Below are 26,097 nucleotides of genomic sequence, written 5' to 3'. Positions count from 1 at the left end.
ACTATTAATCATCAATATAAGCTGTAGCCATTGATTGTGACCAAATAAATGTAGAAGATGTATTCAAACCTTTTACTTTCTTATTACGTAAACAATATGTTTGTACACCATCTGTTGGTAAGTATGCACATAGTTCTGCTTGACGAACATAAGCCTTTAAGTAAGCAGCTGTTGAAGCATCTTTATCAGCTGTATAAGCACCTGCAGCTAAGTAAGAATCTAATTCATCATCTTTTAAACGAGCAAGGTTATTTACGCCTTGTGATTGAATAAAGTAATCAACGCTTGTATCTTCAGGGCTTGTAAAAGAGTTTCCTAAATAAGATACATCCCAATCACCAACAGCTGAATCATCACTTACAGTTGCAATAACTGTATTAAATTCCATTGTGTTTGCCTTGAAGTCGACACCAAGTTCTCCCCATTGTTTTTGTAACATAGGAATCATTGTATCCATCGCATCTTTTTCTTTTGTAGCCAAGAACTTAATGCTTAATTTTTGACCATCTTTTTCACGAATACCATCACTACCAACAGTCCATCCCGCATCATCTAAGATTTGTTTTGCCTTTTCTACATCATAATCATAGTAAGTAGCCCCATCAACTTTTTCTTCACCACGAACATATGCACCATTTCCGCCAGATACTGGGTTACCAAACAAGCCTGGTACATATGCCAATTTAGCATCTTTATCATCTAATTTATAATAGCTTGCGATATAGGATTCACGATCAAATCCATAAGCCAAAGCTTGACGAACAGCCTGATCTTGGCATGCACCTGCAGCTGTATTCATAAACAAGAAGTCTTCACGATCACTTGGATAAGAATCCATAGTCAAACCTTTATCTTTGTCTTTGGCAACTGTATTGATTTTATTCGCATCTACTACATCTGGAATATAATCGACAGTTCCATTTTCTAATTCTTTGATTTCAGTCGAAGTCTCCGTTTTCTTGATCATAATCTTAGAAATCTGATATTCTCCATCTTTGGCTTCAAAATTTTCATTTCGATCCAATGAAGCTCCCTCTGTTTTAGAGAATGATTTTAATTTATAAGGACCTGTTCCAATAGGATTACTATTGTTCTTTTCAACATTCGAAGTTTTTCCCTTCTTATACTTCAATGTTTTTGCACTACAAATTTTTTGTGTTCCCAAAGTCGATTCTGCATCGATTTTTGGTTTAGACATGTGGAATACAACGGTATAATCATCGGGTGTTTCAATACCTGAGACATCTTTGGCATCTCCATCATGATATTCGCTATATCCATTTAAAAAATCTACATTACTTGAAAAACGTCCTGTATAGCTTGGGTCAGCCATAACGCTAAACGTTGCCTTTACATCTTTTGAAGTAAATTTAGATCCATCACTGAATTTAACACCTTTCTTCAATTTAAATGTCATTGTTGTACCATCATCACTAATAGTAGGTAAATCCTCTGCCAATTCGGGAACTAAATTGGCATCCTTGTCATATGCCAACAATCCTTGATATACCAAGTTAACTACATTATGATCGTTAACGGTCTGATAATACATAGGAGAAAAATCTCCATTCATTTCTGTAAACAATCCAACTGTTAATGTTTGTTCTTTACCAGAACCCGATCCGCCTGCAGAACATCCTGCAAGCATGAATGCCATACCTAGGGCACATACTTTTCTCTTATTCATAACTCTTCCTCTTCTCTTTCATGTAAACCATTATAACGCTTTCTGAAACATATTCAATTGTTTTTTACATTTAATTTCTGTAACAACATTATTTGCTTTATATAAAAGAAAAAAGCCTATCTTTTATGATAAGCTTCATATAATTCATTCTTTTTACACGCCATTTCTTTGGCAACCAAACCAATCGCTTCTTTTGTACGCATTCCAGATTCAACATATTCATCCACTTTCGTAATGGCTGTATACATATCAAATACAACTTCCTCTTGTTTAAAGCCATCCATGACAATAACCATTTCACCTTTACAAGTAGAAGCCACTTCTAATACTTCTTCAATCGTTCCACGAATATATTCCTCATGTACTTTTGTGAGTTCTCTAGCTAAGCACATTTGGCGATTTCCTAATATCTCTAACATGTCTTGTAAAGTATCTTCAATACGATGGGGTGCTTCATAGAAAATCATTGTATAAGGAATTGTTTTGATTTCTTCGAGCTGTTTCTTTCTTTTCGAACTCTTATTGTCTAAAAAGCCATAAAACAAATAGTGATAACAACTCAATCCACTCGCAACCAATGCATTCATAGCCGCATTCGCACCTGAAACAGAAACCACATTAAATCCATGCGAAATGGTTTCTTGAACCAATTTTTGTCCCGGATCCGAAACCAATGGATAACCTGCATCCGATACTACCGCAACATCTTCACCATTTTCTAATCGTTCAATGATTTTAGGAATACTTACCTGTTGATTATGTTCATGATGTGACATCAACATTGTATCAATGCCATAAGCCATTAAAAGCTTTTTTGTGTTACGCGTATCTTCTGCTGCAATGACACTAACATTTTTCAAAATATCTAGAGCTCTAGGTGTCATTTCTTGTAAATTGCCTATAGGTGTAGGAACCAAATATAACGTAGAGGTATCTGATTCAAAACTCTTCTGTCTAATCATTATTAAAATCCTTATCTGGCCACAATTCTTTAAAGTTCACAAACAAGACTTCTTCTTTATTTTCTAGTTTTGCCTGTTTTTGAAGCACATTCATGCTTGAAATGCGATATTTTTTACCTTGATAACTCACAATCGAATTCATCTTTGGTAAATCTTTACGCATTCTTGTATACTCTTCATTCTCAAAGCGTAAACAACACATTAGCTTTCCACACTGTCCACTCAACTTTTGAATATTCAATGCCAACAACTGGTTTTTTGCCATATTGATTGATACTGTATCAAAATCTGACATGAATCTTGAGCAGCAACATTCCATACCACAATTTCCAATTCCACCTACGATTTTAGCTTTGTTTCTTGGTCCTACTTGTCTTAATTCAATACGACAATGTAAATGTTGAGCTAAGTCTTTTAAGAGTTGTCTAAAATCAACACGATCGTCCGACACATATGTAAAAATAACTTTTGTACGATCCAATGTATATTCTGAGCTTATTAAATGCATATCCAACTTAAGATTTGCGACACACTCGTGACAAATTTTCATAGCTTCTTTAGCTCTTTCTACATTTTCCTCTTTACACTTAATATCTTCTGATGTTGCCTTACGCAATACCGGTTTAATATCTCCTTTTACTTTGGAAGCATCAAAATCAACCGTTGGTACACAAACCTTTCCTAGTTCTTGTCCGCGTACAGTTTCTACAACGACAACATCATTTGTATAGTATTTAACATTTGATCCAAAAGTGTAGGCTTTTTTTGATTCTTCAAACTGTATATAAACAATATATTTATATGTTACTTTTCCTTCTGTATTCACTAAATCACAGCCTTCCTAATATCATAATAAAGCTTATCCATAAATAAACCTAAATCGATTGGTCGATACAACATATCCATATTTTCAACCAAAATCGAATATAGTTTTACTTTTTTTTCTAAAGGTAAATTTACCCTATCATTTTTTACATAGAATAAAACCCACTGAATCCACAATTGTATCCAATCTTTATTCATCCGTTCTGACTTATTCACAAATACACTTGTCTGCATTTTTTCAATTTCTACAAATGAAGATGCATGTTCAATATATTCAAATGCAATTTGTTTTAACTCCTCGAAATCTGGTAAAGACAATAATTCAATGGCCTTATCATATGTATATCCAGATTCTGCAAGCATCTTTGCGTTTTCTTCACTTGTATTTTCAAGCAATAAATGCTCACAGCTTTCCGGTTTAAAATGAATCGATTGACATCTAGATTGGATAGTCGGTAATACATTGGATTTTTCATCCGCAATTAATATACCATAAATCCCTTCACTTGGCTCCTCTAAAAACTTCAATAAACTATTTGAAGCATCTGGTGTAGCCTTATCATAATGATCTAGAATATAGATTCGAGCATTTTGTTTTCCTGCACTAGTGGATTCAAAAAATGCCTGTAAATCCACTATATCTTTTTTCTTAATGCGATCATTCGATACAATCATATAATCTAAAGACTCTTCATTCTCAATTTGTTTACAAGTTTCACATTCTTGACATGCAAATCCATCATTATCTGTATGTTCACATACAATGCTTTGCGCAAACAAGATAGCCGTTTCTAATTTACTTGACCCTTTCGGTCCATGAAATAAATAGGCATTCGCAACTCTTTGATTTTTTAAGGCATTCGACAACGTCTGATAAACGATTGGCTGTGCCTTTTTTAAATACTCTTTATTCATGTTCTTTGATTACCTTTATAACACATTCCATAGCACTTTTTAACACTTCTTCTTTACAAGGTTCAGCATCAATGACTTCAATACGCTCTGGATACATAGATACTAATGTTTCATAACCTTGTCGTACAGCTTTATGGAATGAGCTTTCTTCTTGATCCAAACGATTTAAATCTCCACGAAGATTCATTCTTTTTTTACCTGTTTCTACACTAACAGATAAAAACAATGTCTTTTCTGGCATACACCCATCGATTGCGAATTGATTAATATCCCATACTTCTTTTAATCCTATGCCGCGTGCAATTCCTTGATAAGCTAAACTTGAATCAATAAAGCGATCACACAATACAATTTTCTTATTTTCTAATGCCGGAAGAACAACTTCTTTTAAATGTTGTCTACGACTTGCTGCATATAATAATGCTTCTGTACGATCATCCATCTCCGTATTATTTACATCTAATAATATATTACGAATGGATTCGGCAATCTTACTTCCTCCGGGCTCTCTTGTATAGATACAATCGTATCCCATTTTGATTAATTCTTCTTGTACCGCTTTACATACAGTTGTCTTTCCTGATCCATCATTTCCTTCAAATGTTATAAATACACCTTGTTTCATATTTTTCCTCACCATATATATTCAATTAATTATTATTTTTAATATCTATTCCTCATTTAAACATAGCGTTCTTCGGTTTTCAAGTGATTATTAACATCATATTTTACGGTTTTCAAATATATTTAGGCATCAAAAAATACTGTTTTCAAAAAAAACACCCATAAGCATTCAACTTATGGGTATCTTTCAATTATAAAGTTTTTCCTGTCAACATTGTGTAAGCTTGAAGATATTTTTCAATTGTCTTATCCACAATTTCTTGAGGAAGTGTCCAGTTATTATTTGGATTTGCCCTTAGCCAGTCACGCGCAAATTGTTTGTCAAATGATGGTTGTGAATGACCAGCTTCATATCCGTCTGCAGGCCAGAAACGAGAACTATCAGGAGTCAACATTTCATCACCAATAACGATATTTCCATTTTCATCTAAACCAAATTCAAATTTTGTATCCGCAATAATAATTCCTTTGCTTAAAGCATAATCAGCACATTTTTTATATAAAGCGATTGTGCAATCTTTGATCTTAGTTGCATATTCTTCACCATGTCCTGGGAAATATTTTTCTAAGTGCGCAATACTTTGTTCAAAAGAAATGTTTTCATCGTGATCACCAATTTCAGCCTTTGTACTAGGTGTATAAATTGGTTCTGGAAGTTGTTGTGATTCTTGCAATCCTTCTGGAAGTTCAATACCACAAACCTTTCCTGTTTCCTTATAGCTAGCCCATCCACTACCTGTGATGTAACCACGAACAATACATTCGATTGGAAGCATGTTCAATTTACGACATAACATTGATTTTCCTTCAAATTTTTCTTGTTGGAAATATTCCGGCATATCCTTTGTATCCACACTAATCATGTGATTAGGTAAGATATCACTTGTGTAGTCAAACCAGAATTTTGACATCTGTGTTAAAACAGTTCCTTTTTTTGTAACCTCATTGTTTAGAATTACATCAAAACAACTGATACGATCTGTCGCAACCATAATAAGGTTGTCCCCATTGTCATAAATTTCACGTACTTTTCCTTCTTTAATTGGTTTTAATTCCTGCATCTCGAATCTCCTTTTCTGCGTACAAGACAAAGATACAACTAAAACAAATTTAACACAATATCAAAATAAGGAAATCCTAAGATTTCCTTACAAATTTTTAACATTTAATGCACGAATCGCATTTAATACGGCAATGATCATAACTCCAACATCCGCAAAAATCGCAACCCACATATTCGCAATACCAATGGCCCCTAAAACTAAACAAACGAGTTTAATACCAATCGCAAAATAAATATTCTCATATACAATATGAATACATTTTTTCGCAATCTTAATGGCTTTAGAAATCTTTAATGGATCATCATCCATTAATACAATATCGGCTGCCTCAATGGCTGCATCACTTCCTAAAGCACCCATCGCAATACCAATATCGGCTCTTGATAATACAGGAGCATCATTGATTCCATCTCCGACAAAGGCAAGATTTTCTTTCGAGTGCTTTAAAGCCAATAACTCTTCAACTTTATTCACCTTATCTTGAGGCAATAGTTCCGAATATACTTGATCAATATGTAATTCAGAAGCTACCTTATCGGCAACACTTTTTACATCCCCAGTCAACATAACTGTTTGTTTAATGCCAGCCTTCTTCAATGCCTCAATCGCTTCTTTAGCATGAGGCTTCAACATATCCGAAATCACAATGTGACCTGCATATTTGCCATCGATAGCCACATGAACAATCGTACCAACACTATGACATTCTTGATAAGGAATATTATACATCTTCATTAATTTATCATTACCCGCAAGCACTTGAACTTTATCGATTATAGCTTTAACACCATGACCACTTATTTCTTCTACATTTTCGATACGTGATTTATCAATTGTATTTCCATAGGCCTTTAATAAACTTTTAGAAATAGGATGTGTCGAATAACTTTCAGCCATTGCCGCATACTCCAATAATTGCTCTTCTGGAATAGTCGCATGATGAATGCCTGCCACCTCAAATACACCTTGTGTCATTGTACCTGTTTTATCAAATACAACATATTTACATGAAGCCAATGCTTCTAAATAATTCGATCCTTTTACCAAAACACCCTGATTGCTGGCACCACCAATTCCGGCAAAGAAACTCAAAGGAATGCTGATTACCAATGCACATGGACAAGAAATAACTAAGAATGTTAAGGCACGGTATAACCAAGTTGAAAAATTTGCTGGATTCCCCATAATCAAATTAAACACTGGTGGAAGTAAGAACAATGCCAAAGCACTATAACATACGGCTGGCGTATAAATTCTCGCAAAACGTGAAATAAAGGCTTCAGAACGAGATTTCTTACTTGATGCATTTTCAACCAAATCCAAAATTTTTGATACAGTGGATTCCCCAAATTCTTTTGTTGTCTTAATTTTTAATAAGCCCGTCATATTGATGCAACCACTGATTACTTCATCATTTTCACTGACTTCTCTAGGTAAGCTTTCTCCGGTTAATGCTGCCGTATTTAGAGTGGAACTTCCTTCAACAACAATTCCATCAATAGCTATTTTTTCACCAGGCTTAACCACAATAATTGTACCGATTTCAACTTCATCCGGATCTACTTGTTCAAGATTTCCATTCTCATCTTCCACATTGGCATAATCCGGACGAATATCCATTAATTCCGTGATATTTTTACGACTTTTTCCAACCGCATAACTTTGGAACCATTCCCCAATCTGATAGAACAACATAACGGCTGTTGCTTCATCAAAAGATTTCAAACCAATAGCTCCCACAGTTGCGACAGCCATCAAAAAATTCTCATCAAATACCTGACGGTTTTTGATTCCTTTAAAAGCCTTAAGAAGAATATCATACCCAATTTCTAAATAAGCAACTAAAAATAAAGGAATCTCAATATATTCAGGTAGTTTTACGACCTTAATTACGATAAAAAGAATACTTGCAACTATAATTCGCTTTAACATCTTTTTCTGTTTCTTGTTCATACTTACCCCACCCTCATTTAAAACATTAATTGCTCAATCATTCAACTATAATAATTGAAAAATAGAGATGCTTGCGCATCTTACTTTTCATTAAAAGAAAATTTCGCAATCGTCTTCTACTTTTTTACAGTTTTCTAAAACACGAGCCATGACTTCTTTAGGTTTAACGCCATCTTCAAATTCAACATTCATCTTTAACATCATGAAGTTTACAACTGCACTCTTAACACCTTCTGTATTATTTGCAGCTACTTCCATTTTGTTTGCACAGTTTGCGCAATCTACATCAATCTTATAACTCTTTTTCATATTATTTCCCTCCACATTTGAATAGTTGAACATATATTCAACTTTTTACACTTTCATTATATAGAATTCATACATGATGTCAATAACATTTTTGACAATTGTTCAATCATTCAACTATAATAAATAAAAAAAGGAGAACTTATGATTGGTACACATTGTGACTGCAAGCCTAAAAATACAGAATTAGTACAAGAAGTAAAAGAAAACATGCCGGCCTTTGATGAAATCATGAACCTATCCGATTTCTTTAAAGTCATGGGAGATAGTACACGTCTTCAACTTTTATTATCCCTTCAACAAAGTGAAATGTGCGTATCCGATTTGGCCAACGTACTCGATATGACGAAATCTGCCGTATCACATCAATTAAAGGCACTACGACTTTCTAAACTCATCAAATCTAGAAAAGAAGGAAAGACAGTCTACTATTCATTAGATGATGAGCATATTGAAACCATTCTAGGCATGGCTTTTGATCATACAAAGGAACATTAAGAGGAAGATCGATTCTTCCTTTTTTTTATGCCCTTTTTCAAAAATTCAAACACAAAACAAAGTCGATTATGTAATTGAGATATATGTATCATATATGCAAAATATGCGAAAATTTGTCATATAAAGTAGATAACGTTTACATTGATAAAAAGACTTGAATTTCGAAATTATGAGAACTAAAATACCTTCTTATAGAAAAACGAATTTTGTCTTAATTCGTAAATTCACGGATTATCTTCAATCGTTTTTTTATTGTTTTGAAAGGAGGAGCTATGGAAGAGTTCACAAAAGAACTACTCGACCAGTTAAACGTCGACACCGCGTTTACTATCGGTCCCTTTGCGATTAGTGAATCCGTTGTCATCACATGGGTTGTCATGGCTATACTTGTCTTACTTTCTGCTTGGTTAACACAAGGACTCAAAGTTCATGATCCAGGCAAAAAACAAATTGTAGCCGAAAGCATTGTGTTGTGGTTAGATAAATTCACAATCTCCATGCTTGGTGAAAATGCCAAAGAATATAGTACTTATATTTCAACCATCCTATTATATATAGGTCTTGCGAACATCATTGGCATATTCGGTATGAAACCCCCAACCAAGGATATGAATGTCACAATCGCATTAGCACTTATGAGTATTATCTTAATCGAAATCAGTGGAATACGAGCAAAAGGAATGAAAGGCTGGATCAAAAGCTTTATTCAGCCTGTTGCTGTGGTTACACCCATCAATATTCTTGAGGTCTTTACACGTCCCTTATCGCTATGTATGCGTCTATTTGGTAATGTCATTGGTGCCTTCGTCATTATGGAAATGATTAAAATGGTCGTTCCCGTCTTTATACCTACTGTATTTAGCTTGTACTTTGATTTCTTTGATGGATTCATCCAAGCTTATGTATTCGTCTTTTTAACATCACTATTTATCGCAGAAGCGACAGAAACAGAATAATTTAGGAGGAAATAAAAATGAGTTTAACAGCAATCGGAGTTGGAATGGCAGCACTTGCCGTTATTGGTGGAGGATTAGGTATTGGTTTTGCGACAAGCAGTGCCGTAAAAGCCATTGCCCAACAACCAGAAGCTCACGGGAAAATTCGTAGTACCTTATTAATTGGTGCGGCTTTAGCTGAAGCAACTGCTATCTACGGATTTGTATTAGGTATCTTAATCATTTTAATGGTGAAATAGGTGGGATAATCTATGTTAAGAATTGATTCCAATATTCTTTGGACAATCATCAATCTACTTATTTTATATGCACTGATGAAACATTTTCTATTTCAACCAGTACATGACATTCTTGAAAAGAGAAAACAAGAAATAGAATCTGATTTTGCCTTGGCAAATCAACAAAAACAAGAAGCTCTTGAATCAAAAAACAAAGCTAATCAACAGCTTGAAAATATGCAGACAATTTGTGATGGCATGCTAGCGGATGCAAAAGAACAAGCAAGTCTTGAATATGAACAAATTATTGCGGATGCAAACAAAAAATCCGATGAAATGATTGAACAGGCACGCATCAAAACGATTGAAGTGGCAAATGAGGAAAAGGCAAAAGCTAAATCTGAAATTGCGGATTTAATCAATAAAGCGGCTGATAAAATCACAAATACAAAGAGCGATGAAAAACTATATGATGATTTTTTAAAGGAAATGAAATAAATGAACAACGAAAATTTAAATGCAACCTTGCGCTGCGTAACCCGACCAAGTTTAGCGCAAGAAGAAAAAATAAAGACATTCCTTAAAAATAAATACCAAGCCCAAAACATAACACTCAACATCTTAATTGATCCAAGTGTACGCGGAGGCTTTATTCTAAGCGCAAACAACGATGAATACGATTGGTCTACACGTTCCCGTCAACAACAGCTTCAAGAACAAATTCAAGCTGCCAGGGATAAAGCCATTCAAATGAAAAAGGATGGAACACTTATGTCCATCTTAAAAGAGGCAATCGAACAATTTGAAGCCACTTCCCAAGAAAATGAAGTTGGCTATGTCGAAACAATTGGAGATGGTATCGCAACCATTTCAGGACTAGATCATGCGATGTATGGTGAAGTTGTTGTTTTTGAGAATGGTACAAAAGGAATGGTTCTCGATATCACAACCGAAAACATTGGTGTTATTCTATTTGACACAGAAGGTACTATTGGTCAAGGTACAAAGGTTTCTCGTACAAAAAAACAAGCAGGTATGCCAGTCAGCTCTAATTTTCTAGGCCGTGTCGTAGATCCACTTGGAAATCCAATTGATGGACTTGGTCCTATTGAAGCTACTGAAATGCGCCCTATCGAAGAACCAGCTCCAAGCATTATTGACCGTAAACCTGTCACAACCCCTATGGAAACAGGCATTCTATCCATTGACTCTATGTTTCCTATTGGAAGAGGACAGCGTGAATTGATCATTGGTGATCGTCAAACAGGTAAAACTTCAATCGCATTAGATACTATACTAAATCAAAAAGGAAAAGATTGTATTTGTATTTATGTTTCTATTGCTCAAAAGGCAAGTACAGTTGCTAACTTAGTCAATACATTAAAGAAGAATGATGCGATGGACTATACAGTAATTGTAAACTCTACGGCTGCCGATTCGGCCAGCCTACAATATATTGCCCCTTATTCTGCGACTTCTCTAGCTGAATACTTTATGCATCAAGGCAAAGACGTACTGATTGTCTATGATGATTTAAGCAAACATGCTGTTGCCTATCGTACGATTTCCTTATTGCTAGGAAGATCTCCAGGACGTGAAGCCTATCCAGGTGATGTATTCTATTTACATTCTAGATTACTAGAACGTTCTTCTAGATTAAATTCAGGAGGATCCATCACAGCTCTTCCAATTATTGAAACTCAAGATGGAGACGTAAGTGCGTATATTCCAACCAATGTTATTTCAATTACAGATGGTCAAATCTTTTTGGAAAGTGATTTATTCTTTGAAGGACAAAGACCTGCTGTTAATGTTGGATTATCTGTTAGCCGTGTTGGTGGTGCGGCTCAAACTAAAGCCATGAAAAAGGCATCTGGATCTTTACGTATCAATTTAGCTCAATACCGCGAAATGAAGGAGTTTACACAATTTGCCTCCGATTTAGATGATGCAACAAAACGACAACTTCAACACGGACAAGTACTTATGGAACTTTTAAAACAACCTTTAAACCACCCTATGTCACATGCAGACATGGTTATTGTACTCGTTGTTGCAGATGCAGGAATTTTAGATGATTTGGATCCAAAACAAGTCAAAAAAGAAGAAACAAAATTATTAGACTGGTTTAATGAAAATCATAGTGAAATTAGTCGTGAAATCAACACAACTAAAAAACTAGATGACAATTTAAAGACAAGAATCATTACACTAGCCAAACAATATAGAGGACAAGAATAATGTCACAAATTCGAGAAATTAAAGATCGAATGAATGGTATTCAATCGACTATGAAGATCACAAAAGCCATGTATATGATTTCTTCAACAAAAATGAATACAGCCAAACAAAAGGCAGCCAATACCGATCCTTATTTTTACTCATTACGAAAGCAAATTTTGACAATTCTTCAAAATCTTCCTGATCACTTTGAACACCCTTACTTAGATAGTCGAGAATATATTGACGAGAAACATCAAAATAAAGCCATCATATGTGTTACTGGGGATAAAGGATTGGCAGGTGCCTACAACCTTAATGTTTTAAAGCTCACTGAACAAATCATTAAAGCTCATCCAAACTATAAGCTCTATATGGTTGGAGAAGTTGGAAGACAATACTTTTTAAGACGACACATTCCTGTTGAAGAAAGCTTTCTATATACAGCACAAAACCCAACTTTAAGTCGTGCAAGATCCATTTCGAGTAAAATGCTTGAACTTTATGCTGAAAAAACAATCGATGAAGTATTAATAATCTATACACGTATGGATCAGCATAATCAATTTACGGTAGATGTCGAACAGTTACTTCCTCTATATCGTTTAAATCATGAAGTTGAAGTTGGTGGACAAACCATTCACTCTATTCAGTTGGAGCCAAGCCCTGTTGAATTATTAAACATTGTCATCCCTGATTATTTATCCGGATTTATTTATAGCGCCCTTGTTGAATCTTATGCATCCGAAAACTTTGCGCGAATGCAGGCAATGGATTCAGCAAATAAAAATGGTGAAGAATTATTAAACAGTTTATCTTTACAGTACAATCGTCAAAGACAAGCAAAAATCACACAAGAAATAACAGAAGTTGCAGCTGGTGCCAAAGCTAGAAGGCAACAGCTACAAAAGAAGAAAAGGAGTCAATCCACATGCAAATAGGAAAAATCACACAAGTTATGGGTCCTGTTGTAGACGTACATTTTGATGAAACGCCACTTCCATATATTCAAACCGCTTTGCAGGTTGATAACCATGGTAAAAAAGTTGTAATGGAAGTAATGCAGCACATTGGAACCGATACCGTTCGTTGTATCATGTTATCGCCTAGTGAAGGCCTACAAAAAGATATGCCTGTCTTGTCTACAGGAATGGGAATTGAAATTCCAGTTGGCACGCAAAATTTAGGTCGTTTGTTTAATGTTTTAGGTGATACCATTGATGGAAAAGAAGCGATTGATACAGATACATATTGGCCGATTCACAGAAAACCACCAAAATTTGAAGATCAATCTCCTGTTACAGAAGTTCTTGAAACAGGAATTAAAGTTATTGATTTATTAGCCCCTTATGCCAAAGGTGGAAAGATTGGATTGTTTGGAGGTGCCGGCGTTGGAAAAACCGTACTGATTCAAGAATTGATTCGAAATATTGCCAGTGAACATGGAGGCTATTCCATCTTTACAGGTGTCGGAGAAAGAAGTCGTGAAGGAAACGATTTATATACAGAAATGAGTGAATCTGGTGTAATCAAGAACACTGCACTTGTCTTTGGACAAATGAACGAAAGTCCAGGAGCCAGAATGCGTGTTGCCGAAACCGGACTTACAATGGCTGAATATTTCCGTGATGTTGAACATAAAGACGTATTATTATTTATCGACAACATCTTCCGTTTTGTACAAGCTGGATCTGAAGTTTCTTCTTTACTTGGACGTATGCCATCAGCCGTAGGATATCAACCTACACTTGCTAATGAAATGGGACAACTTCAAGAACGTATTTCTTCCACAAAAAATGGGTCTGTTACTAGTGTACAAGCCGTTTATGTTCCTGCAGACGATTTAACTGACCCTGCTCCAGCAACAACGTTTGAACATTTGGATGCGACAACCGTCTTATCTCGTAAAGTTGTTGAACAAGGTATTTATCCTGCTGTAGATCCACTTGAATCAAGTTCAAGAATTCTTCAACCCGATATTGTAGGAGAAGAACATTATGAAACAGCTCAACGTGTTTTGCAATATCTTCAAAAATATAAAGAACTACAAGATATTATCGCCATTCTTGGAATGGATGAATTAAGTGATGAAGATAAAACTGTTGTAGCAAGAGCTCGTCGTTTACGTAACTTTATGGCTCAACCATTCCATGTAGCTGAACAATTTACTTCGATTCCAGGAAAATATGTTCCTCTACAAGATACAATTAAAGGCTTTAAGGCAATCTTAGATGGAGAAATGGACGAATATCCTGAAAGTGCATTTTTCAATGTAGGAACTATTGAAGAAGTCAAAGAAAAAGCGAAAGAAGTATAGATATGGAACTCTTTGATTTAAAAATCATGGCCAGTGATCACGTGTTTTATAATGGTAAAGCACAAGTATTAACGATACACACACCCAATGGAAGTAAACAATTTCTTGCACATCATGCCAAGACAATCTATGCGATAACGCCTGGGCTTTTAAAAATCCGAAAAGAAGATAATTCCGAGATTGAAGTTGTTAGCGGATTAGGATCCATGATCTTTTCAAACAACCAAGCCGAAGTTTTAGTTGATACATGTGAAACACAAGAAGAACTAGACGCAAGAAGAGCCAAAGAATCTTTAGAACGTGCTAAAGAAAGAATGAGACAAAAACAATCCATTCGTGAATATTATATGTCACAAGCCAGTATGGCAAGAGCCTTAGCTCGTTTACAATTTAAAGATAAACACATTAATTAATAAACATTAAAAAAAGCCCATACCTTTCATGAAGATATAGGCTTTTTTCCTTTATATAAAGATCTTTTACATTTTTCTGGTCTCACTTTAGTAAAGTCATACACTTTTTCCGACATAAACTATAAATTGAAAATTCAATCAAAAAAAGAGATTTCTAGTTTGAAACCTCTTTTTACATACAACATTTTATTTTCAATTTATGCTTTATTTAAAGTAAATATTATAAACAACTGTCGAATAAATTCGAATTATTCATTGGCTTTTAAGCTTGAAACCATATCAATCGTTTTAATTTTTCTTGCCAATAACTTATTCATCACATATGAAACTAAAACGGTTCCTATAATTGCGTACACATAAGATATCCATTCAACTACAGCTGGAAAATCATACGTATCATTTAATGCATTCGTATAAATATATGACAGCATATAATAGCCTAGAGGCAAACCAATCACCATTCCCACCAACATGATCCATGTGTTTTGTTTGATAAAGATTTCTTTAATTTGTTTATCCTTAAAGCCTAACACCTTTAAAGTCGCAAACTGATATTGTTTTTCAGTAAAAGATAACACACCCAGGTTATATAAGATGACACAACCTAATAAGACCGCAAATACAATTAATAAAACCATCATCGATTTCATCGCTTCAAGCATACTCTCTACACCTTCTTGAATCGATTCAATACTACTAATCTTAGAAACACCATCTAATTTTTTAGCCTTCTTATTTGTATAAATAGAATCTGGACGATATGTATATCCTAATTTTTCAAAATATTTCTTTGACATTGTGAATTGTTGTGTTTGCGGATCCCGATTCAAGCCAATAACCTTACTTGTATGCCAAGAAGAATCTCCAGCCAAATGCCAAGTAACTTTGTCCCCTACTTGAATCCCATACTTTTCAGCTAGTTTTTCTGTTAAATAGATTCCATTTGAATGAATAGACATAACTTTTTCATCATGATCTGTTATATTCAATTTATCTTTTCCATCCAATACAAGCATGGATCTTGTTTCTGTTTTACCATGGTTTTTGAATTCAATCGTAACACTTTTACTTGTGGCATCTCCATACAAGTGAGTTAAATGATCATATTGTTCTTTTGTATAATCACTATTTAAACTAATTTTATATTGATATGTATTGATTATTTTATATTCCCAATCCATATAAGATTCAATCGTATCCCACAAACCAAACGAACATACAAGTAACATTGTACATCCAATAATTCCAACACATGCTGCAACACTTCTTCCTTTATTGCGGGCTATATCTCGAATATTCCATCTTGTCGATAATTTACACTGATTGAATTTTACAGACCAATCCAAACTATTCTTTTTTACCTTTGGCACTTCTAGACGCAAAGCCTCACTTGCCGTTTCCTTTAAAATCTTTCTTGAAGAAAAATATGTGACTAAAGAAATCAAAGCTACAACCAAAACTGCTGTTTGAATCACAACCGGCAACAATACAGTATGGATATTTGGCATTTCAAAATAGCTTGCCTCCATATCAATAAAGAATTGACCAATTGTTAGATATCCAACCACAACACCTAAAACAGCCGCAACAAGGCTGATCATAAAACCAAATCCAATATAATGGATATAAATTTTTCGATTTTTAAATCCAAGTGCTTTTAAGGTACCAATCTGCACTCTTTGTTGACGAACAAAACGATTCATAGTACTCATTACACTCAATATCGCAATCATTAAAAACAATCCCGTAAATACAGGTGCATAAGTTTGACCTTCTTCTACTTCCGCTTGGTAACCTGCATATGAAAAAGAAGCATCTCGATCAGTTACAGATAAAAAATCAAAATTCTTTTGAATCGCTTTTTTTACTGATGACACATTATTTTTCTTATCCACATCCACATAAGCCTTATTATATGTAACATCCACATTCATTGCGTCTTGAAAAGTATCAGCCGACATATATATAAAGCCATAATTTTTATGTGTTGGAAATATTTCTGTAGAATCTTTCACAAAATATACATGATCCGGTGTATTCACTAAACCATTTACTTTTAATTGCAAGATTTTACCAGAAACATCCAACTTTAAAGTATCTCCCACATGGATATTTAAATATTCTGCCAAATAACTATCAAACCACACCCCTTTTTTATTTGATGCATATTTTTCCCCTTTAACAACATACATCTTAGAAATGGTATTCTCTTCCAAAACATTTGTTTCTAAAGTTACATCTTTGTATCCCTTTAATTTTGAATTTAAAACCAATGCACGATTTACATCATGAACATGATCTAGTGATTTTAGGTCATCTAAATCCGAATCTGAAACATTTGTATTTGTGATCCATAAATCCTGCAAATTATATTCTTTATAATACTCTTTAGCACTTTCGTCCATGCCGTCCATATATCTATGAATACCACTAAATGCGAGCATTCCAATAAATACCATTAAAAAGATGGTAAAGAATTGACCCTTATAATGCCAAAGATCACGAAACAGTTTCTTCTTCAACATTACCAATTCACCTCATCTATATTTTTAGGTTGTGCATTCACAACATTCTCAATAATTTTTCCATTCTTTAAACGAATTACACGATCCGCCACATCCGCAATTAACGCATTGTGCGTTACAATCACAACTGTATTTTCTTTTGTGCATTCTTGCAATAACTTTAAAATCTCTACTCCCGTATTCGAATCTAAAGCCCCAGTTGGCTCATCACAAAGTAATAATTTTGGATTTTTCGCAATGGCACGCGCAATCGATACACGCTGTTGTTCCCCTCCACTTAATTGATTTGGAAACTTATTTTCTTGACCATTTAAACCTACTTTATTCAATATTTCAGTCGAATCCTTTGCGTTTTTTACTACATCACGAATCAAATCCACATTTTCCTTCACTGTCAGTGTCGGCAAAATATTATAAAACTGAAAAATAAACCCAATATTTTCAGCACGATAATCCGTTAATTCTTTTTCACTATACCCACTAATATCGAGCCCATCCATATATACTTTTCCATCAGTCACATGATCCATTCCACCCATAATATTTAAAAGTGTCGACTTACCCGCTCCACTTGGTCCTAAAATAACAACCATTTCATGTTGATCAATCGAAAAAGAAACATCATCCAATGCATAAAATGCCTTTTCTCCTAATTCATACTTTTTTGATACCCCATTAAATTCAATACATGTCTTCATAATCATTCTCCTGTTAGTTGTATCTAACTATATAATTAGTATACTCTAACTTAAATTGTTCCTCAAGAATTAATTAATTACGCCAATACGATTAAAAAGTTGTTTAATCTTTTCTTTCATGCTAAGATAACGATACAAAAAGAAACATACAAATATGTAAGTTCTGGGGAATCATGTAGTAAAAACTACCTACAAACTTTGTGAGAGTTGGCGTAGGTAGTTTTTATATTGTTTATTCATTTCTTTTTGATTAATTCAATAAGAAGCTAAATCACAGTTCCAATGTGAAATAGACATTAAATATACACATACAACATTATATTTTTCATATTCACTTTATATAAAGCATAAATCTATGTTTGCTGTCGAAGAAAAAAAGAACAATTTCTCTTGTCCTTAATTTAATTGATATCTACATTCTTGATTATTTACTAAATACTTTGGACTTCCCAAAGAACAATGCACCATATCATAAGATACTTACTCCGTATAAAAGTCTGCATGCGGCGTTACAATGACATTAAGATAGGCTTTTAATATCAATAAGTCTCGATTCTTGATGGCATTATAGTTATGGTCAATATAAATAACTTCCTGCTCATTTTCAAAAGAATCAATACCCGCACCACCAATAATGCCATTTTCAATACCTTCAAATAAGGCATTGGTATCAATAATTTCACCACGTGATGTATTGATCATTAATACGCCCTTTTTTATCTGTTTTTCACAATTTATTACAACCTCTTTCTTATGATATACTTCTAGTATGTGTACAAGCTTTCGATATACACCCAAAGTAGCTAAAGCCTTTGGTTTAGAAGAAAAAGACATTCATCCAAGTGACAAGTGTCTTGTATTAACAAGAAACCAAAAGAAAATGGTGCCGTTTGGGTATAAAACCAACAATTTAATCTTAAATGCTAGACAAGAAACACTCTTAGAAAAGCCTTTATTTAAAGATTCTATGCATTGTATTGTGCCTGCAGGAAGTTTTTACGAGTGGGATTTAGGCAAAAACAAAGTAGAATTTTATTGCGACCACATTCTCTATTTTGCAGGAATTCTTATTGATGATCACCTTGTCATTGTTACCACGGATGCCAATGCATATGTAAAACCTGTGCATTCTAGAATGCCGGTCATACTCGAAAAAGAAGATATAGATTCTTGGTTAAAAGATATTTCTAGAACCAAAGAAATCTTATCCAAACCAGGCATTGCACTTCAAAGAAAGCAGCTACAAGAACCACTTTTCTAAAGGAGATCTTATGAATATTACAGAGTTTCAAAAATCTAGATTCGGACTTTTTATCCATTGGGGAATCTATTCCATTCCTGCACGAGGTGAATGGGTGAGAAGCAACGAAGAAATGAAAGAAGAAGACTATATTCCTTTTGCGAATGAATTTGATCCAGATCTATTTAATCCACACCAATGGGCAAAACTTGCCAAAGCTGCCGGCATGAAATATGCCGTAATGACTGCCAAACACCACGATGGATATTGTATGTTTGATACCAAAACTACCGATTGGAAGGCAAATCATGATTATGTCAGAGAATTTTTAGATGCCTTTAGAGAAGAAGGCTTAAAAGTCGGTCTATATTATTCCCTACTTGATTGGCATCATCCAGACTATCCTCACTACAAAGATAGACATCATCCTGAAAGAAATAATCCAGAATACGATAAACCGATTTGTTTTTCAAACTATTTAAATTATATGCATACTCAAATCAAGGAATTACTTACAAACTATGGAAAGCTCGATATCATGTGGTTTGACTTTTCTTATGACAACATGACAAAAGATGTATGGGATGCCCACAAAATCGTAACAATGGCAAGAACTTACCAACCAGATATGATCATCGACAATCGTCTAGAAGGAGATGGTGTACATCCTGGAACCATTATGGATGCACATCCTAGTTTCACAGCCGGTGATTTTACTTCACCCGAACAAATGATTCCACCACAAGGTCTTGCAGTACCCTGGGAAGCTTGTATCACTATGAATGAACATTGGGGATATTGCGCAAAGGACACAAATTATAAATCGGCTAAGCTAATCATCCGTACTCTAGTTGAGTGTGTATCTAAAGGTGGAAACATGATTTTAAATGTAGGACCAAATGCCAGAGGTCAGTTTCCTAAAGAATCTATCCAGGTATTGAATGAAATCCGTAAATGGATGAAACTGAACCAAGATTCTATTTATGGGTGTACAAAGTGTGAATTAGAAAAACCAGAATGGGGAAGATATACACAAAGGGGAAATAAAATTTATGCACATATTTTAGATGAGAGTATTTTTGATATATCTGTTAAAATTCGGAAAGAAAAAATCCAAGACATAAGAAGATTGTCTGATCATTCTCAAATCAAAATTCAAACGCCTTGGAATACAGAAAGTTTCCCAGACTATACATTTATCAATATTGATTCCAATTCACACCAGTGTCCAGATCCAATTGACACAGTGATTGAAATCACATTAAAAGACTAGCTTAAATTCTTGCTAGTCTCTTTTACTATATAGATCGGTCTTTGTTTACTTTCCATATAGTCTTTTGTCGTATATTGACCTAAAATAGCCACAAACAACATTTGAAGCCCACTTAAAAACAAAATCAAACATACTAAATGAAACATCGATGTGACATGAATCATTAAACCCAGTATTGCCATTATTATTGATAAGAACATGATAGTTGTTCCAATATTACCTATCCATACTATTGGTGCTGTAGAAAAGGAAAACATACCTTCCATCGCATATGCGAATAGTTTAGAGAAATTCCATTTAGAATTACCGGCTGCTCGTTGTACATTATGAAATTCAATCCATTTTGTATCAAATCCTACAAAAGAAAATAATCCTTTCATATAGCGATTGTATTCTTTTAATTCTAGAATCGCATCCACCATTTGTCTTGACATCATACGAAAATCACCACAACCATCGCTCATATCCATTTTGCACATCTTCTGCATCACTTTATAAAAGGTATGCGATAAAAAGTTACGAATCTTACCTTCACCCGTACGGTCCACTCTTTTTCCTGCACAACAATCATAGCCTTCTTCACTTACAGCCTTATACATTTCCTTTAATAGTACAGGAGGATGCTGCAAATCGGCATCCATGATCACAACATAATCACCACTTGATTTCTTTAATCCTGCAAACATGGCGGCTTCTTTACCAAAGTTTCTAGAAAAAGAAATAAATTCACAACGATCATCCTTTAAACTCAACGCTCTTAATATATCTTTTGTGTGATCCTTGGATCCATCATCCACAAACAACAATTCATAGGTAATGTCTTCTATTTCATTCAATATTTCGCTTGTCTTTTTATAAAACATAGAAAGCACTTCTTCTTCATTAAAACAAGGAACGACAACACTAATTTTGTTCATACAACATTTCCTCCTTCTTAGAAAATATATGGGATTTACATAAGAAATAATTGGCTAAAACGGTAATCACACTGACTAAAATCTTAGATAATAAATTTGAAATATGTAAGCCATCAATACAAATCGCCAATAGTAGGTTTTCAACAAGTAATGTCATAAATCGAAGTCCAAAAAACTCAATACACTCTTTTTTCATATCATTACTTGAATGAAATACAACTTTACGGTTTGAAAAATACGCAAAAATAACGGCTATTATCCAAGCTAAACTATTACTAATTAGCCAATGGATTCCTATTTTTAAACTTATAAAATAAACAATATAATTCACAAGAGTTGTCATAACTCCAACGATTCCATAGCTTATAAATTCTTTGACTTTTTCCATATCCAGAATCCTCCTATCATAATTGAAAGAACGCTTATACCTAGTCCTACATTCTTAAATGGCGCATGAAATTGAATCATAATTGTATGGCTTCCTTTTTTGATTTTGCATCCCACAAAAGCCTTATTCACAATTTCAACATTCTGCTTCTTTCCATCAATATATATTTCATATCCCTTTTCATAAGGATATGAAGTTACTAAATAACCATCTTTAGATGTTGTTACCTCCCCTTTAAATATAGAAGTTGTCTTTAATGGTTTTACTTTCGTTACAACTCGATCAAGCACATCCATATCACATGTATATACACGAATATTGGATATCTTATATTTTCCTTTGGATAAAGTGACATCAAATTGTTTTAATTCCTTTTTAGAAAGAATATACGTAAAATGTTTATTTCCATTTGGATATACTGAGTGTTTTTTTGACAATGTATTCTTCATTCCATTTATAGATATAAAAACTTTTTTATCTGTATAATTCTTTACATCAAAATCAATACAGATCAGCTTATTTTTAGTATCAAAATCAATTGGTATCGTTTTTTTAATTTTCTTTTTATTATGAATCACAATCGATTGATCTAAATTCTTTATAAGTTTCATTTTCGAGGCATACTCATTACTTGTTTCACCATTCACAATCGTACGATTATAGATTGTATCTAAATTATATGGATAAAAGAGTTTATCAAACTTAGATTCACTTATCGTATCACTTGTGACATAGACCAGTGGAAATACATTTTTATTCTTTAATAATTTATATTTTCCTTCACTATCTACTTCTTTATATCCATATAAATTCGATTCTTTACTGAGTACATTTTGAATCCCCATCATACTTAAATATAAATAATTCTCACTATCCGTTATGATTGTTCGATTGGGTCGGGAAATCGGACTCTTTATAATGTCATACACAAAAGCATTATATAAAAAATTACTGGTCGACGTATAACTTGATGCCTTCATTTCTTTTAAATCATATATGTGATTGACACTATAACCCACCTGATCTAAATCGGCTGTTCGTTGATTCAAATCATTTCTTTGCATCAATTTTTGTTTATCCTTAGAATACATTGAATTATAGAGCTTTAAATCTAAACACTGATTGTAGTTTAATCCTGTAAAAACAATCATAGGTACAAGAGCATACATCATTAGACATTCTTTTTTATCAATAAAGTAATAGCCAATAAACACAAGTGAAATTAATAATCCAAGAAGCATTGTTTTGGTGCAAAGAAATAAACTAGCTAAAACAAGTAAACCTTTATTCAAATTTCTTTCCTGTAACCAATAGGAAAGAATCATAAGAACGAGTGGTAGACATAGCACCAATATTTTTGTGCGTGCATATAAAGTTCCGTTTAATATATATGAAAAAATTGGGAAAATAAACATTAAAATCAATAGAATCGATAGTTTCCTTGTCTTTTCAAATTGAATTCCTTGAAATAGGGCAATCCAGCTAATCACAGTCAATCCACATCCATAGCTATCATAGATAAGTCCTTTTAGAGTAAAGTTTGGAATTAATAAATTGAATAGGTTAGTGTGTACAACAGATTTATGATTGTTTAAAATCAAATATCCAGTTGGTAGCCATAAAATCGTAGCCATACCCATACCAATAAGAATCGGAATCAGAATGTCTTTTATCGTATGGTTTTGATTATAATCATATAAAAGCAGAATCAATATCATACCTGGCGTATAGAAATAATTATGGAAAAGTGCCATGCATATACATAGGCTGATCCATTGTCTTTTATTTTTATCAATTAGAATGAATGAAAGAAATAAAAAAGGAAGAATTTCTACAAACATAATTTGTTGGTGGGACTGAAAGAAGCAATTGGCGCATATGCAACATATGCTTGAAAAAAAACAAATTGAATCTTTGTATCCTTTATTTCTTAGCCAACAATAACAAAGTCCGCCTGTAGATGACCATAGAAATGTTGCATAACCTATAATAAAGAAGTGTATTGGAATATTTGGAAATAAATAAGAAACTAAAACGTCTGGCCTTAATAATCCATAATATGAAAAGCTAAAGGCATTGGTTTGTCCTTGAAGATTTTCAAAACTGTCTGGAAGTAATTGTTTGGTTTGTCGAAAATAGTCTGCCAAAGATACGTGTTGTGCTAACCAGTCTAACTTTGATCCATACATGGAATATGTGGATACACAAAGTACAAATAGAATGGGTAATATAAATAGTATTGTAATGTAAAACTTATCTCTTTTTTTCATAGTTTTACTATACAAAATAAATCTTAAGTATCGACAAAAGGAAATATTAAACTTTCCTAAATATATTAAGAAGATTTAAGAAATATATAAGTAGAGTGTTAAGAAATGTTTGATAGAATTTTACCGGTGATAAGTGTGAAAAAGTTATTATTATGCATCTTAAGTTTGATGCTTTGTCTAAATACATCCGTAATTCATGCAGATGAGCCTGAGTCTTTAATGATTGTGGCCCATCCGGATGATGAAACGATTTGGGGTGGTTCTCATTTAATCAATGGAAATTACACAGTTTTGTGTATTACGAATGGAAACAATAAAAAAAGAAAAAAAGAATTTATGAAAGTCATGGAAAAAACACATTCCAAAGGAATTATTTTATCTTTCCCAGATAAGACAAAGGGTAAGCGTGATAACTGGAAGTCTTGTAAAAAGGATATTCAAAGCGAAATCAAAAAAGAAATTGATTCTAAGGATTGGGACCAAATTGTAACGCATAATCCAAATGGAGAATATGGGCATATACATCATAAAAAGGTATCTAAATATGTTACTATGATTTTAGAAAAAGAAGATAAGACAGATCAGCTTATATATTTTGGTAAATATACATCAAAGAAAAACAAGGTTGAATTAGAGAATGAAAAAAGTTTATCAAAGAAAGATTATAAAGAAAAATTGGATGTCATTCAGTTGTATTCTTCGCAATCGAAAGTGATGGATCATTTACATCATATGTTGCCTTATGAAAATTGGAAACCCTATAGTAATTGGGGTAAAATAGAATAAAAGAAAGGGGATGTGAACATGCAGACGCGTATTTTAGTGGCGGATGATAATGCAGAAATCCGTGAAATATTAAGAATTTTATTAACTGGCGAAGGCTATGAAGTGATTGAAGCTAAAGATGGAAATGAGGTCCTTCAATTGTTTGATTCTTCCATCGATTTAATCGTCCTTGATATCATGATGCCAAACATGAATGGCTATCAGACTTGTTTAAAGCTTCGTGAAACAAGTAATGTCCCCATCTTATTTTTAACAGCCAAAGGATCAGATTCGGATAAGACACTTGGTTTTTCAAGTGGAGCCGATGACTATTTGGCAAAGCCTTTTTCGTATAGTGAATTAACGGAAAGAGTCAAAGCTTTACTTCGTCGTTATCAAGTCTATAAGGGTAAAAAAGAAGAAATCTCCATAAATACTGAAAAAGATTTAAGTATTGATGGTCTTACTTTGCGTTATGCCCAACAAAATGCAGAGGTCAATGGAAAGGAAGTTGAATTAACGGATATTGAATTTAATATTTTGAGTACGTTGATGAAGAATCCTAAACAAATTTTTTCAGCTGAACAATTGTATGAAAAAGCATGGAATGAGCCTTATTATTATTCGGCAAATAATACAATCATGGTTCATATTCGTAATCTTAGAAAGAAAATCGAGAAGAATCCCGCCAATCCGGTATACATAAAAACAATTTGGGGAAAGGGGTATCGTTTTGAATAAAAAAATAACGAGACTATATCTTTCCCTTCTTGTTTTTTTATTGAGCTTTTTCGTAATATATTCTCAAAGATTTGTCGTATACGATTATTTGAATACACATTTTAATTATTCGGATACTTTGTCTAAAGAAAAAATCAAAGAGGCTAAGGCTTATTTAGATGAACAAGAACAAGTGGATTTTATGAACCACACTCAAATTCGTAAAGATTTAAATCAATTATTAAAAAAAGGAAGTTATCAAGTCATTTTATATAAAACAAAATCAAATAAACCAGATGATAAAGTCATCGATTCTATACTTGCGTTTTGTGGCCGTGCTCCT

27 protein-coding genes are annotated in these 26,097 nt (G+C 33.6%); 13 read left to right on the top strand and 14 right to left on the bottom strand.

The genetic code is table 11. The features are described from left to right. Nucleotides 1-4 precede the first annotated feature (4 nt). From Q3907_RS03220 to Q3907_RS03185, 8 genes are all read right to left on the bottom strand, one after another. The gene (locus tag Q3907_RS03220) at nucleotides 5-1,687 is read right to left on the bottom strand and encodes an ABC transporter substrate-binding protein (RefSeq protein WP_301897211.1); all 1,683 of its coding nucleotides are present in this window, start codon (nucleotides 1,685-1,687) and stop codon (nucleotides 5-7) included. 116 nt (nucleotides 1,688-1,803) lie between these two features. After that, nucleotides 1,804-2,649, bottom strand: a complete 846-nt coding sequence (gene rsmI, locus Q3907_RS03215) for a 16S rRNA (cytidine(1402)-2'-O)-methyltransferase (RefSeq protein ID WP_295645503.1) — start codon at nucleotides 2,647-2,649, stop codon at nucleotides 1,804-1,806. Next, a complete protein-coding gene (gene ricT / locus Q3907_RS03210) occupies nucleotides 2,642-3,475 on the bottom strand; it encodes a regulatory iron-sulfur-containing complex subunit RicT (RefSeq protein WP_295561248.1) in 834 nt (277 codons plus the stop codon). Before ricT ends, rsmI begins: the two co-directional genes overlap by 8 nt. Further along, complete coding sequence (locus Q3907_RS03205) at nucleotides 3,475-4,389, bottom strand: DNA polymerase III subunit (RefSeq protein WP_295561250.1); 915 nt, start codon at nucleotides 4,387-4,389, stop codon at nucleotides 3,475-3,477. Before Q3907_RS03205 ends, ricT begins: the two co-directional genes overlap by 1 nt. Continuing rightward, the gene (gene tmk, locus Q3907_RS03200; protein WP_301897208.1) at nucleotides 4,382-5,014 is read right to left on the bottom strand and encodes a dTMP kinase; all 633 of its coding nucleotides are present in this window, start codon (nucleotides 5,012-5,014) and stop codon (nucleotides 4,382-4,384) included. Before tmk ends, Q3907_RS03205 begins: the two co-directional genes overlap by 8 nt. A 190-nt stretch (nucleotides 5,015-5,204) precedes the next feature. Further along, entirely contained in the window at nucleotides 5,205-6,074 is an 870-nt protein-coding gene (locus Q3907_RS03195) for a phosphoribosylaminoimidazolesuccinocarboxamide synthase (RefSeq protein ID WP_301897207.1), read from the bottom strand. Nucleotides 6,075-6,161: 87 nt separating this feature from the next. Beyond that, on the bottom strand, nucleotides 6,162-8,030 hold the full coding sequence (locus Q3907_RS03190) for a heavy metal translocating P-type ATPase (RefSeq protein ID WP_301897206.1): 1,869 nt from the start codon (nucleotides 8,028-8,030) through the stop codon (nucleotides 6,162-6,164). Between the two features lie 90 nt (nucleotides 8,031-8,120). Beyond that, nucleotides 8,121-8,339 (bottom strand): cation transporter, encoded by a 219-nt coding sequence (locus tag Q3907_RS03185; RefSeq protein WP_301897205.1) that lies wholly within the window; start codon nucleotides 8,337-8,339, stop codon nucleotides 8,121-8,123. A 141-nt stretch (nucleotides 8,340-8,480) separates the two neighbouring features. Here Q3907_RS03185 and Q3907_RS03180 point away from each other — a divergent pair, with 141 nt between their 5' ends. The 8 genes from Q3907_RS03180 (at nucleotide 8,481) to Q3907_RS03145 (ending at nucleotide 14,958) form a co-directional block, all read left to right on the top strand. Then, complete coding sequence (locus tag Q3907_RS03180) at nucleotides 8,481-8,834, top strand: helix-turn-helix transcriptional regulator (protein WP_040466407.1); 354 nt, start codon at nucleotides 8,481-8,483, stop codon at nucleotides 8,832-8,834. Between the two features lie 272 nt (nucleotides 8,835-9,106). Then, the gene (locus Q3907_RS03175) at nucleotides 9,107-9,790 is read left to right on the top strand and encodes a F0F1 ATP synthase subunit A (protein WP_301897204.1); all 684 of its coding nucleotides are present in this window, start codon (nucleotides 9,107-9,109) and stop codon (nucleotides 9,788-9,790) included. 17 nt (nucleotides 9,791-9,807) lie between these two features. After that, nucleotides 9,808-10,029: an ATP synthase F0 subunit C gene (atpE, locus tag Q3907_RS03170; protein ID WP_040466409.1), complete on the top strand. Its 222-nt coding sequence runs from the start codon at nucleotides 9,808-9,810 to the stop codon at nucleotides 10,027-10,029. Nucleotides 10,030-10,041: 12 nt separating this feature from the next. Then, a complete protein-coding gene (locus Q3907_RS03165) occupies nucleotides 10,042-10,506 on the top strand; it encodes an ATP synthase F0 subunit B (protein WP_278463361.1) in 465 nt (154 codons plus the stop codon). After that, a complete protein-coding gene (gene atpA / locus Q3907_RS03160; protein WP_301897203.1) occupies nucleotides 10,507-12,249 on the top strand; it encodes a F0F1 ATP synthase subunit alpha in 1,743 nt (580 codons plus the stop codon). It abuts the gene before it with no gap. Continuing rightward, nucleotides 12,249-13,169 (top strand): ATP synthase F1 subunit gamma, encoded by a 921-nt coding sequence (gene atpG / locus Q3907_RS03155; RefSeq protein ID WP_295644736.1) that lies wholly within the window; start codon nucleotides 12,249-12,251, stop codon nucleotides 13,167-13,169. The genes atpA and atpG overlap by 1 nt, the downstream gene beginning before the upstream one ends. Continuing rightward, nucleotides 13,160-14,545: a F0F1 ATP synthase subunit beta gene (gene atpD / locus Q3907_RS03150; protein ID WP_003865654.1), complete on the top strand. Its 1,386-nt coding sequence runs from the start codon at nucleotides 13,160-13,162 to the stop codon at nucleotides 14,543-14,545. Before atpG ends, atpD begins: the two co-directional genes overlap by 10 nt. Nucleotides 14,546-14,547: 2 nt before the next feature. Next, the gene (locus Q3907_RS03145) at nucleotides 14,548-14,958 is read left to right on the top strand and encodes a F0F1 ATP synthase subunit epsilon (protein WP_118114455.1); all 411 of its coding nucleotides are present in this window, start codon (nucleotides 14,548-14,550) and stop codon (nucleotides 14,956-14,958) included. Nucleotides 14,959-15,206: 248 nt separating this feature from the next. Here the strand turns inward: Q3907_RS03145 and Q3907_RS03140 are convergent, their stop codons facing one another. The 3 genes from Q3907_RS03140 to Q3907_RS03130 all read right to left on the bottom strand — a co-directional run bounded on the left by Q3907_RS03140 (nucleotide 15,207) and on the right by Q3907_RS03130 (nucleotide 19,015). Continuing rightward, complete coding sequence (locus Q3907_RS03140; RefSeq protein WP_301897202.1) at nucleotides 15,207-17,483, bottom strand: ABC transporter permease; 2,277 nt, start codon at nucleotides 17,481-17,483, stop codon at nucleotides 15,207-15,209. After that, nucleotides 17,483-18,181, bottom strand: coding sequence for an ABC transporter ATP-binding protein (locus Q3907_RS03135; RefSeq protein ID WP_301897201.1), 699 nt, complete (start codon nucleotides 18,179-18,181; stop codon nucleotides 17,483-17,485). Before Q3907_RS03135 ends, Q3907_RS03140 begins: the two co-directional genes overlap by 1 nt. Before the next feature lie 480 nt (nucleotides 18,182-18,661). Continuing rightward, entirely contained in the window at nucleotides 18,662-19,015 is a 354-nt protein-coding gene (locus Q3907_RS03130) for an NAD(P)-dependent oxidoreductase (RefSeq protein WP_301897200.1), read from the bottom strand. Between Q3907_RS03130 and Q3907_RS03125 the strand changes: the two genes are divergently transcribed. Continuing rightward, nucleotides 18,951-19,442 (top strand): SOS response-associated peptidase, encoded by a 492-nt coding sequence (locus Q3907_RS03125; RefSeq protein WP_301897199.1) that lies wholly within the window; start codon nucleotides 18,951-18,953, stop codon nucleotides 19,440-19,442. The two genes, Q3907_RS03130 and Q3907_RS03125, sit on opposite strands and share 65 nt — an antisense overlap. A 10-nt stretch (nucleotides 19,443-19,452) precedes the next feature. Further along, a complete protein-coding gene (locus Q3907_RS03120; protein ID WP_301897198.1) occupies nucleotides 19,453-20,694 on the top strand; it encodes an alpha-L-fucosidase in 1,242 nt (413 codons plus the stop codon). Here Q3907_RS03120 and Q3907_RS03115 read toward each other — a convergent pair. The 3 genes from Q3907_RS03115 to Q3907_RS03105 are packed head-to-tail and all read right to left on the bottom strand — an operon-like array spanning nucleotide 20,691 to nucleotide 24,269. Further along, nucleotides 20,691-21,611 (bottom strand): glycosyltransferase family 2 protein, encoded by a 921-nt coding sequence (locus Q3907_RS03115; protein ID WP_301897197.1) that lies wholly within the window; start codon nucleotides 21,609-21,611, stop codon nucleotides 20,691-20,693. The genes Q3907_RS03120 and Q3907_RS03115 overlap by 4 nt on opposite strands. Then, entirely contained in the window at nucleotides 21,598-21,999 is a 402-nt protein-coding gene (locus Q3907_RS03110) for a GtrA family protein (protein WP_301897196.1), read from the bottom strand. The genes Q3907_RS03115 and Q3907_RS03110 overlap by 14 nt, the downstream gene beginning before the upstream one ends. Then, nucleotides 21,975-24,269, bottom strand: a complete 2,295-nt coding sequence (locus Q3907_RS03105) for a YfhO family protein (RefSeq protein WP_301897195.1) — start codon at nucleotides 24,267-24,269, stop codon at nucleotides 21,975-21,977. The genes Q3907_RS03110 and Q3907_RS03105 overlap by 25 nt, the downstream gene beginning before the upstream one ends. A gap of 135 nt (nucleotides 24,270-24,404) precedes the next feature. Here Q3907_RS03105 and Q3907_RS03100 point away from each other — a divergent pair, with 135 nt between their 5' ends. From Q3907_RS03100 to Q3907_RS03090, 3 genes are all read left to right on the top strand, one after another. Then, on the top strand, nucleotides 24,405-25,055 hold the full coding sequence (locus tag Q3907_RS03100; RefSeq protein ID WP_301897194.1) for a PIG-L family deacetylase: 651 nt from the start codon (nucleotides 24,405-24,407) through the stop codon (nucleotides 25,053-25,055). Nucleotides 25,056-25,073: 18 nt separating this feature from the next. After that, on the top strand, nucleotides 25,074-25,775 hold the full coding sequence (locus Q3907_RS03095; RefSeq protein ID WP_301897193.1) for a response regulator transcription factor: 702 nt from the start codon (nucleotides 25,074-25,076) through the stop codon (nucleotides 25,773-25,775). An 88-nt stretch (nucleotides 25,776-25,863) separates the two neighbouring features. Beyond that, nucleotides 25,864-26,097, top strand: a 234-nt coding sequence (locus Q3907_RS03090; protein ID WP_301897192.1) for a hypothetical protein, incomplete at its 3' end; no start/stop codon positions are given.

The organism is uncultured Holdemanella sp. (assembly GCF_958348295.1).
In the GTDB taxonomy this organism is placed as follows: domain Bacteria; phylum Bacillota_I; class Bacilli_A; order Erysipelotrichales; family Erysipelotrichaceae; genus Holdemanella.
Note: the sequence above shows the minus strand (reverse complement) of the source record. Positions and strands in the feature narration are given on the sequence as shown.

What these genes read in the sequence shown, in the direction of transcription:
- Q3907_RS03195 (WP_301897207.1), bottom strand. Translation starts at nt 6,074, where the DNA reads ATGCAGGAATTAAAACCAATTAAAGAAGGAAAAGTACGTGAAATTTAT.
- Q3907_RS03190 (WP_301897206.1), bottom strand. Translation starts at nt 8,030, where the DNA reads ATGAACAAGAAACAGAAAAAGATGTTAAAGCGAATTATAGTTGCAAGT.
- Q3907_RS03130 (WP_301897200.1), bottom strand. Translation starts at nt 19,015, where the DNA reads ATGTCTTTTTCTTCTAAACCAAAGGCTTTAGCTACTTTGGGTGTATAT.
- Q3907_RS03145 (WP_118114455.1), top strand. Translation starts at nt 14,548, where the DNA reads ATGGAACTCTTTGATTTAAAAATCATGGCCAGTGATCACGTGTTTTAT.
- atpG (WP_295644736.1), top strand. Translation starts at nt 12,249, where the DNA reads ATGTCACAAATTCGAGAAATTAAAGATCGAATGAATGGTATTCAATCG.
- atpD (WP_003865654.1), top strand. Translation starts at nt 13,160, where the DNA reads ATGCAAATAGGAAAAATCACACAAGTTATGGGTCCTGTTGTAGACGTA.
- atpA (WP_301897203.1), top strand. Translation starts at nt 10,507, where the DNA reads ATGAACAACGAAAATTTAAATGCAACCTTGCGCTGCGTAACCCGACCA.
- Q3907_RS03095 (WP_301897193.1), top strand. Translation starts at nt 25,074, where the DNA reads ATGCAGACGCGTATTTTAGTGGCGGATGATAATGCAGAAATCCGTGAA.
- Q3907_RS03220 (WP_301897211.1), bottom strand. Translation starts at nt 1,687, where the DNA reads ATGAATAAGAGAAAAGTATGTGCCCTAGGTATGGCATTCATGCTTGCA.
- Q3907_RS03185 (WP_301897205.1), bottom strand. Translation starts at nt 8,339, where the DNA reads ATGAAAAAGAGTTATAAGATTGATGTAGATTGCGCAAACTGTGCAAAC.
- Q3907_RS03105 (WP_301897195.1), bottom strand. Translation starts at nt 24,269, where the DNA reads ATGAAAAAAAGAGATAAGTTTTACATTACAATACTATTTATATTACCC.
- tmk (WP_301897208.1), bottom strand. Translation starts at nt 5,014, where the DNA reads ATGAAACAAGGTGTATTTATAACATTTGAAGGAAATGATGGATCAGGA.
- Q3907_RS03205 (WP_295561250.1), bottom strand. Translation starts at nt 4,389, where the DNA reads ATGAATAAAGAGTATTTAAAAAAGGCACAGCCAATCGTTTATCAGACG.
- Q3907_RS03115 (WP_301897197.1), bottom strand. Translation starts at nt 21,611, where the DNA reads ATGAACAAAATTAGTGTTGTCGTTCCTTGTTTTAATGAAGAAGAAGTG.
- atpE (WP_040466409.1), top strand. Translation starts at nt 9,808, where the DNA reads ATGAGTTTAACAGCAATCGGAGTTGGAATGGCAGCACTTGCCGTTATT.
- Q3907_RS03135 (WP_301897201.1), bottom strand. Translation starts at nt 18,181, where the DNA reads ATGAAGACATGTATTGAATTTAATGGGGTATCAAAAAAGTATGAATTA.
- Q3907_RS03165 (WP_278463361.1), top strand. Translation starts at nt 10,042, where the DNA reads ATGTTAAGAATTGATTCCAATATTCTTTGGACAATCATCAATCTACTT.
- rsmI (WP_295645503.1), bottom strand. Translation starts at nt 2,649, where the DNA reads ATGATTAGACAGAAGAGTTTTGAATCAGATACCTCTACGTTATATTTG.
- Q3907_RS03175 (WP_301897204.1), top strand. Translation starts at nt 9,107, where the DNA reads ATGGAAGAGTTCACAAAAGAACTACTCGACCAGTTAAACGTCGACACC.
- Q3907_RS03120 (WP_301897198.1), top strand. Translation starts at nt 19,453, where the DNA reads ATGAATATTACAGAGTTTCAAAAATCTAGATTCGGACTTTTTATCCAT.
- Q3907_RS03180 (WP_040466407.1), top strand. Translation starts at nt 8,481, where the DNA reads ATGATTGGTACACATTGTGACTGCAAGCCTAAAAATACAGAATTAGTA.
- Q3907_RS03110 (WP_301897196.1), bottom strand. Translation starts at nt 21,999, where the DNA reads ATGGAAAAAGTCAAAGAATTTATAAGCTATGGAATCGTTGGAGTTATG.
- Q3907_RS03140 (WP_301897202.1), bottom strand. Translation starts at nt 17,483, where the DNA reads ATGTTGAAGAAGAAACTGTTTCGTGATCTTTGGCATTATAAGGGTCAA.
- Q3907_RS03125 (WP_301897199.1), top strand. Translation starts at nt 18,951, where the DNA reads ATGTGTACAAGCTTTCGATATACACCCAAAGTAGCTAAAGCCTTTGGT.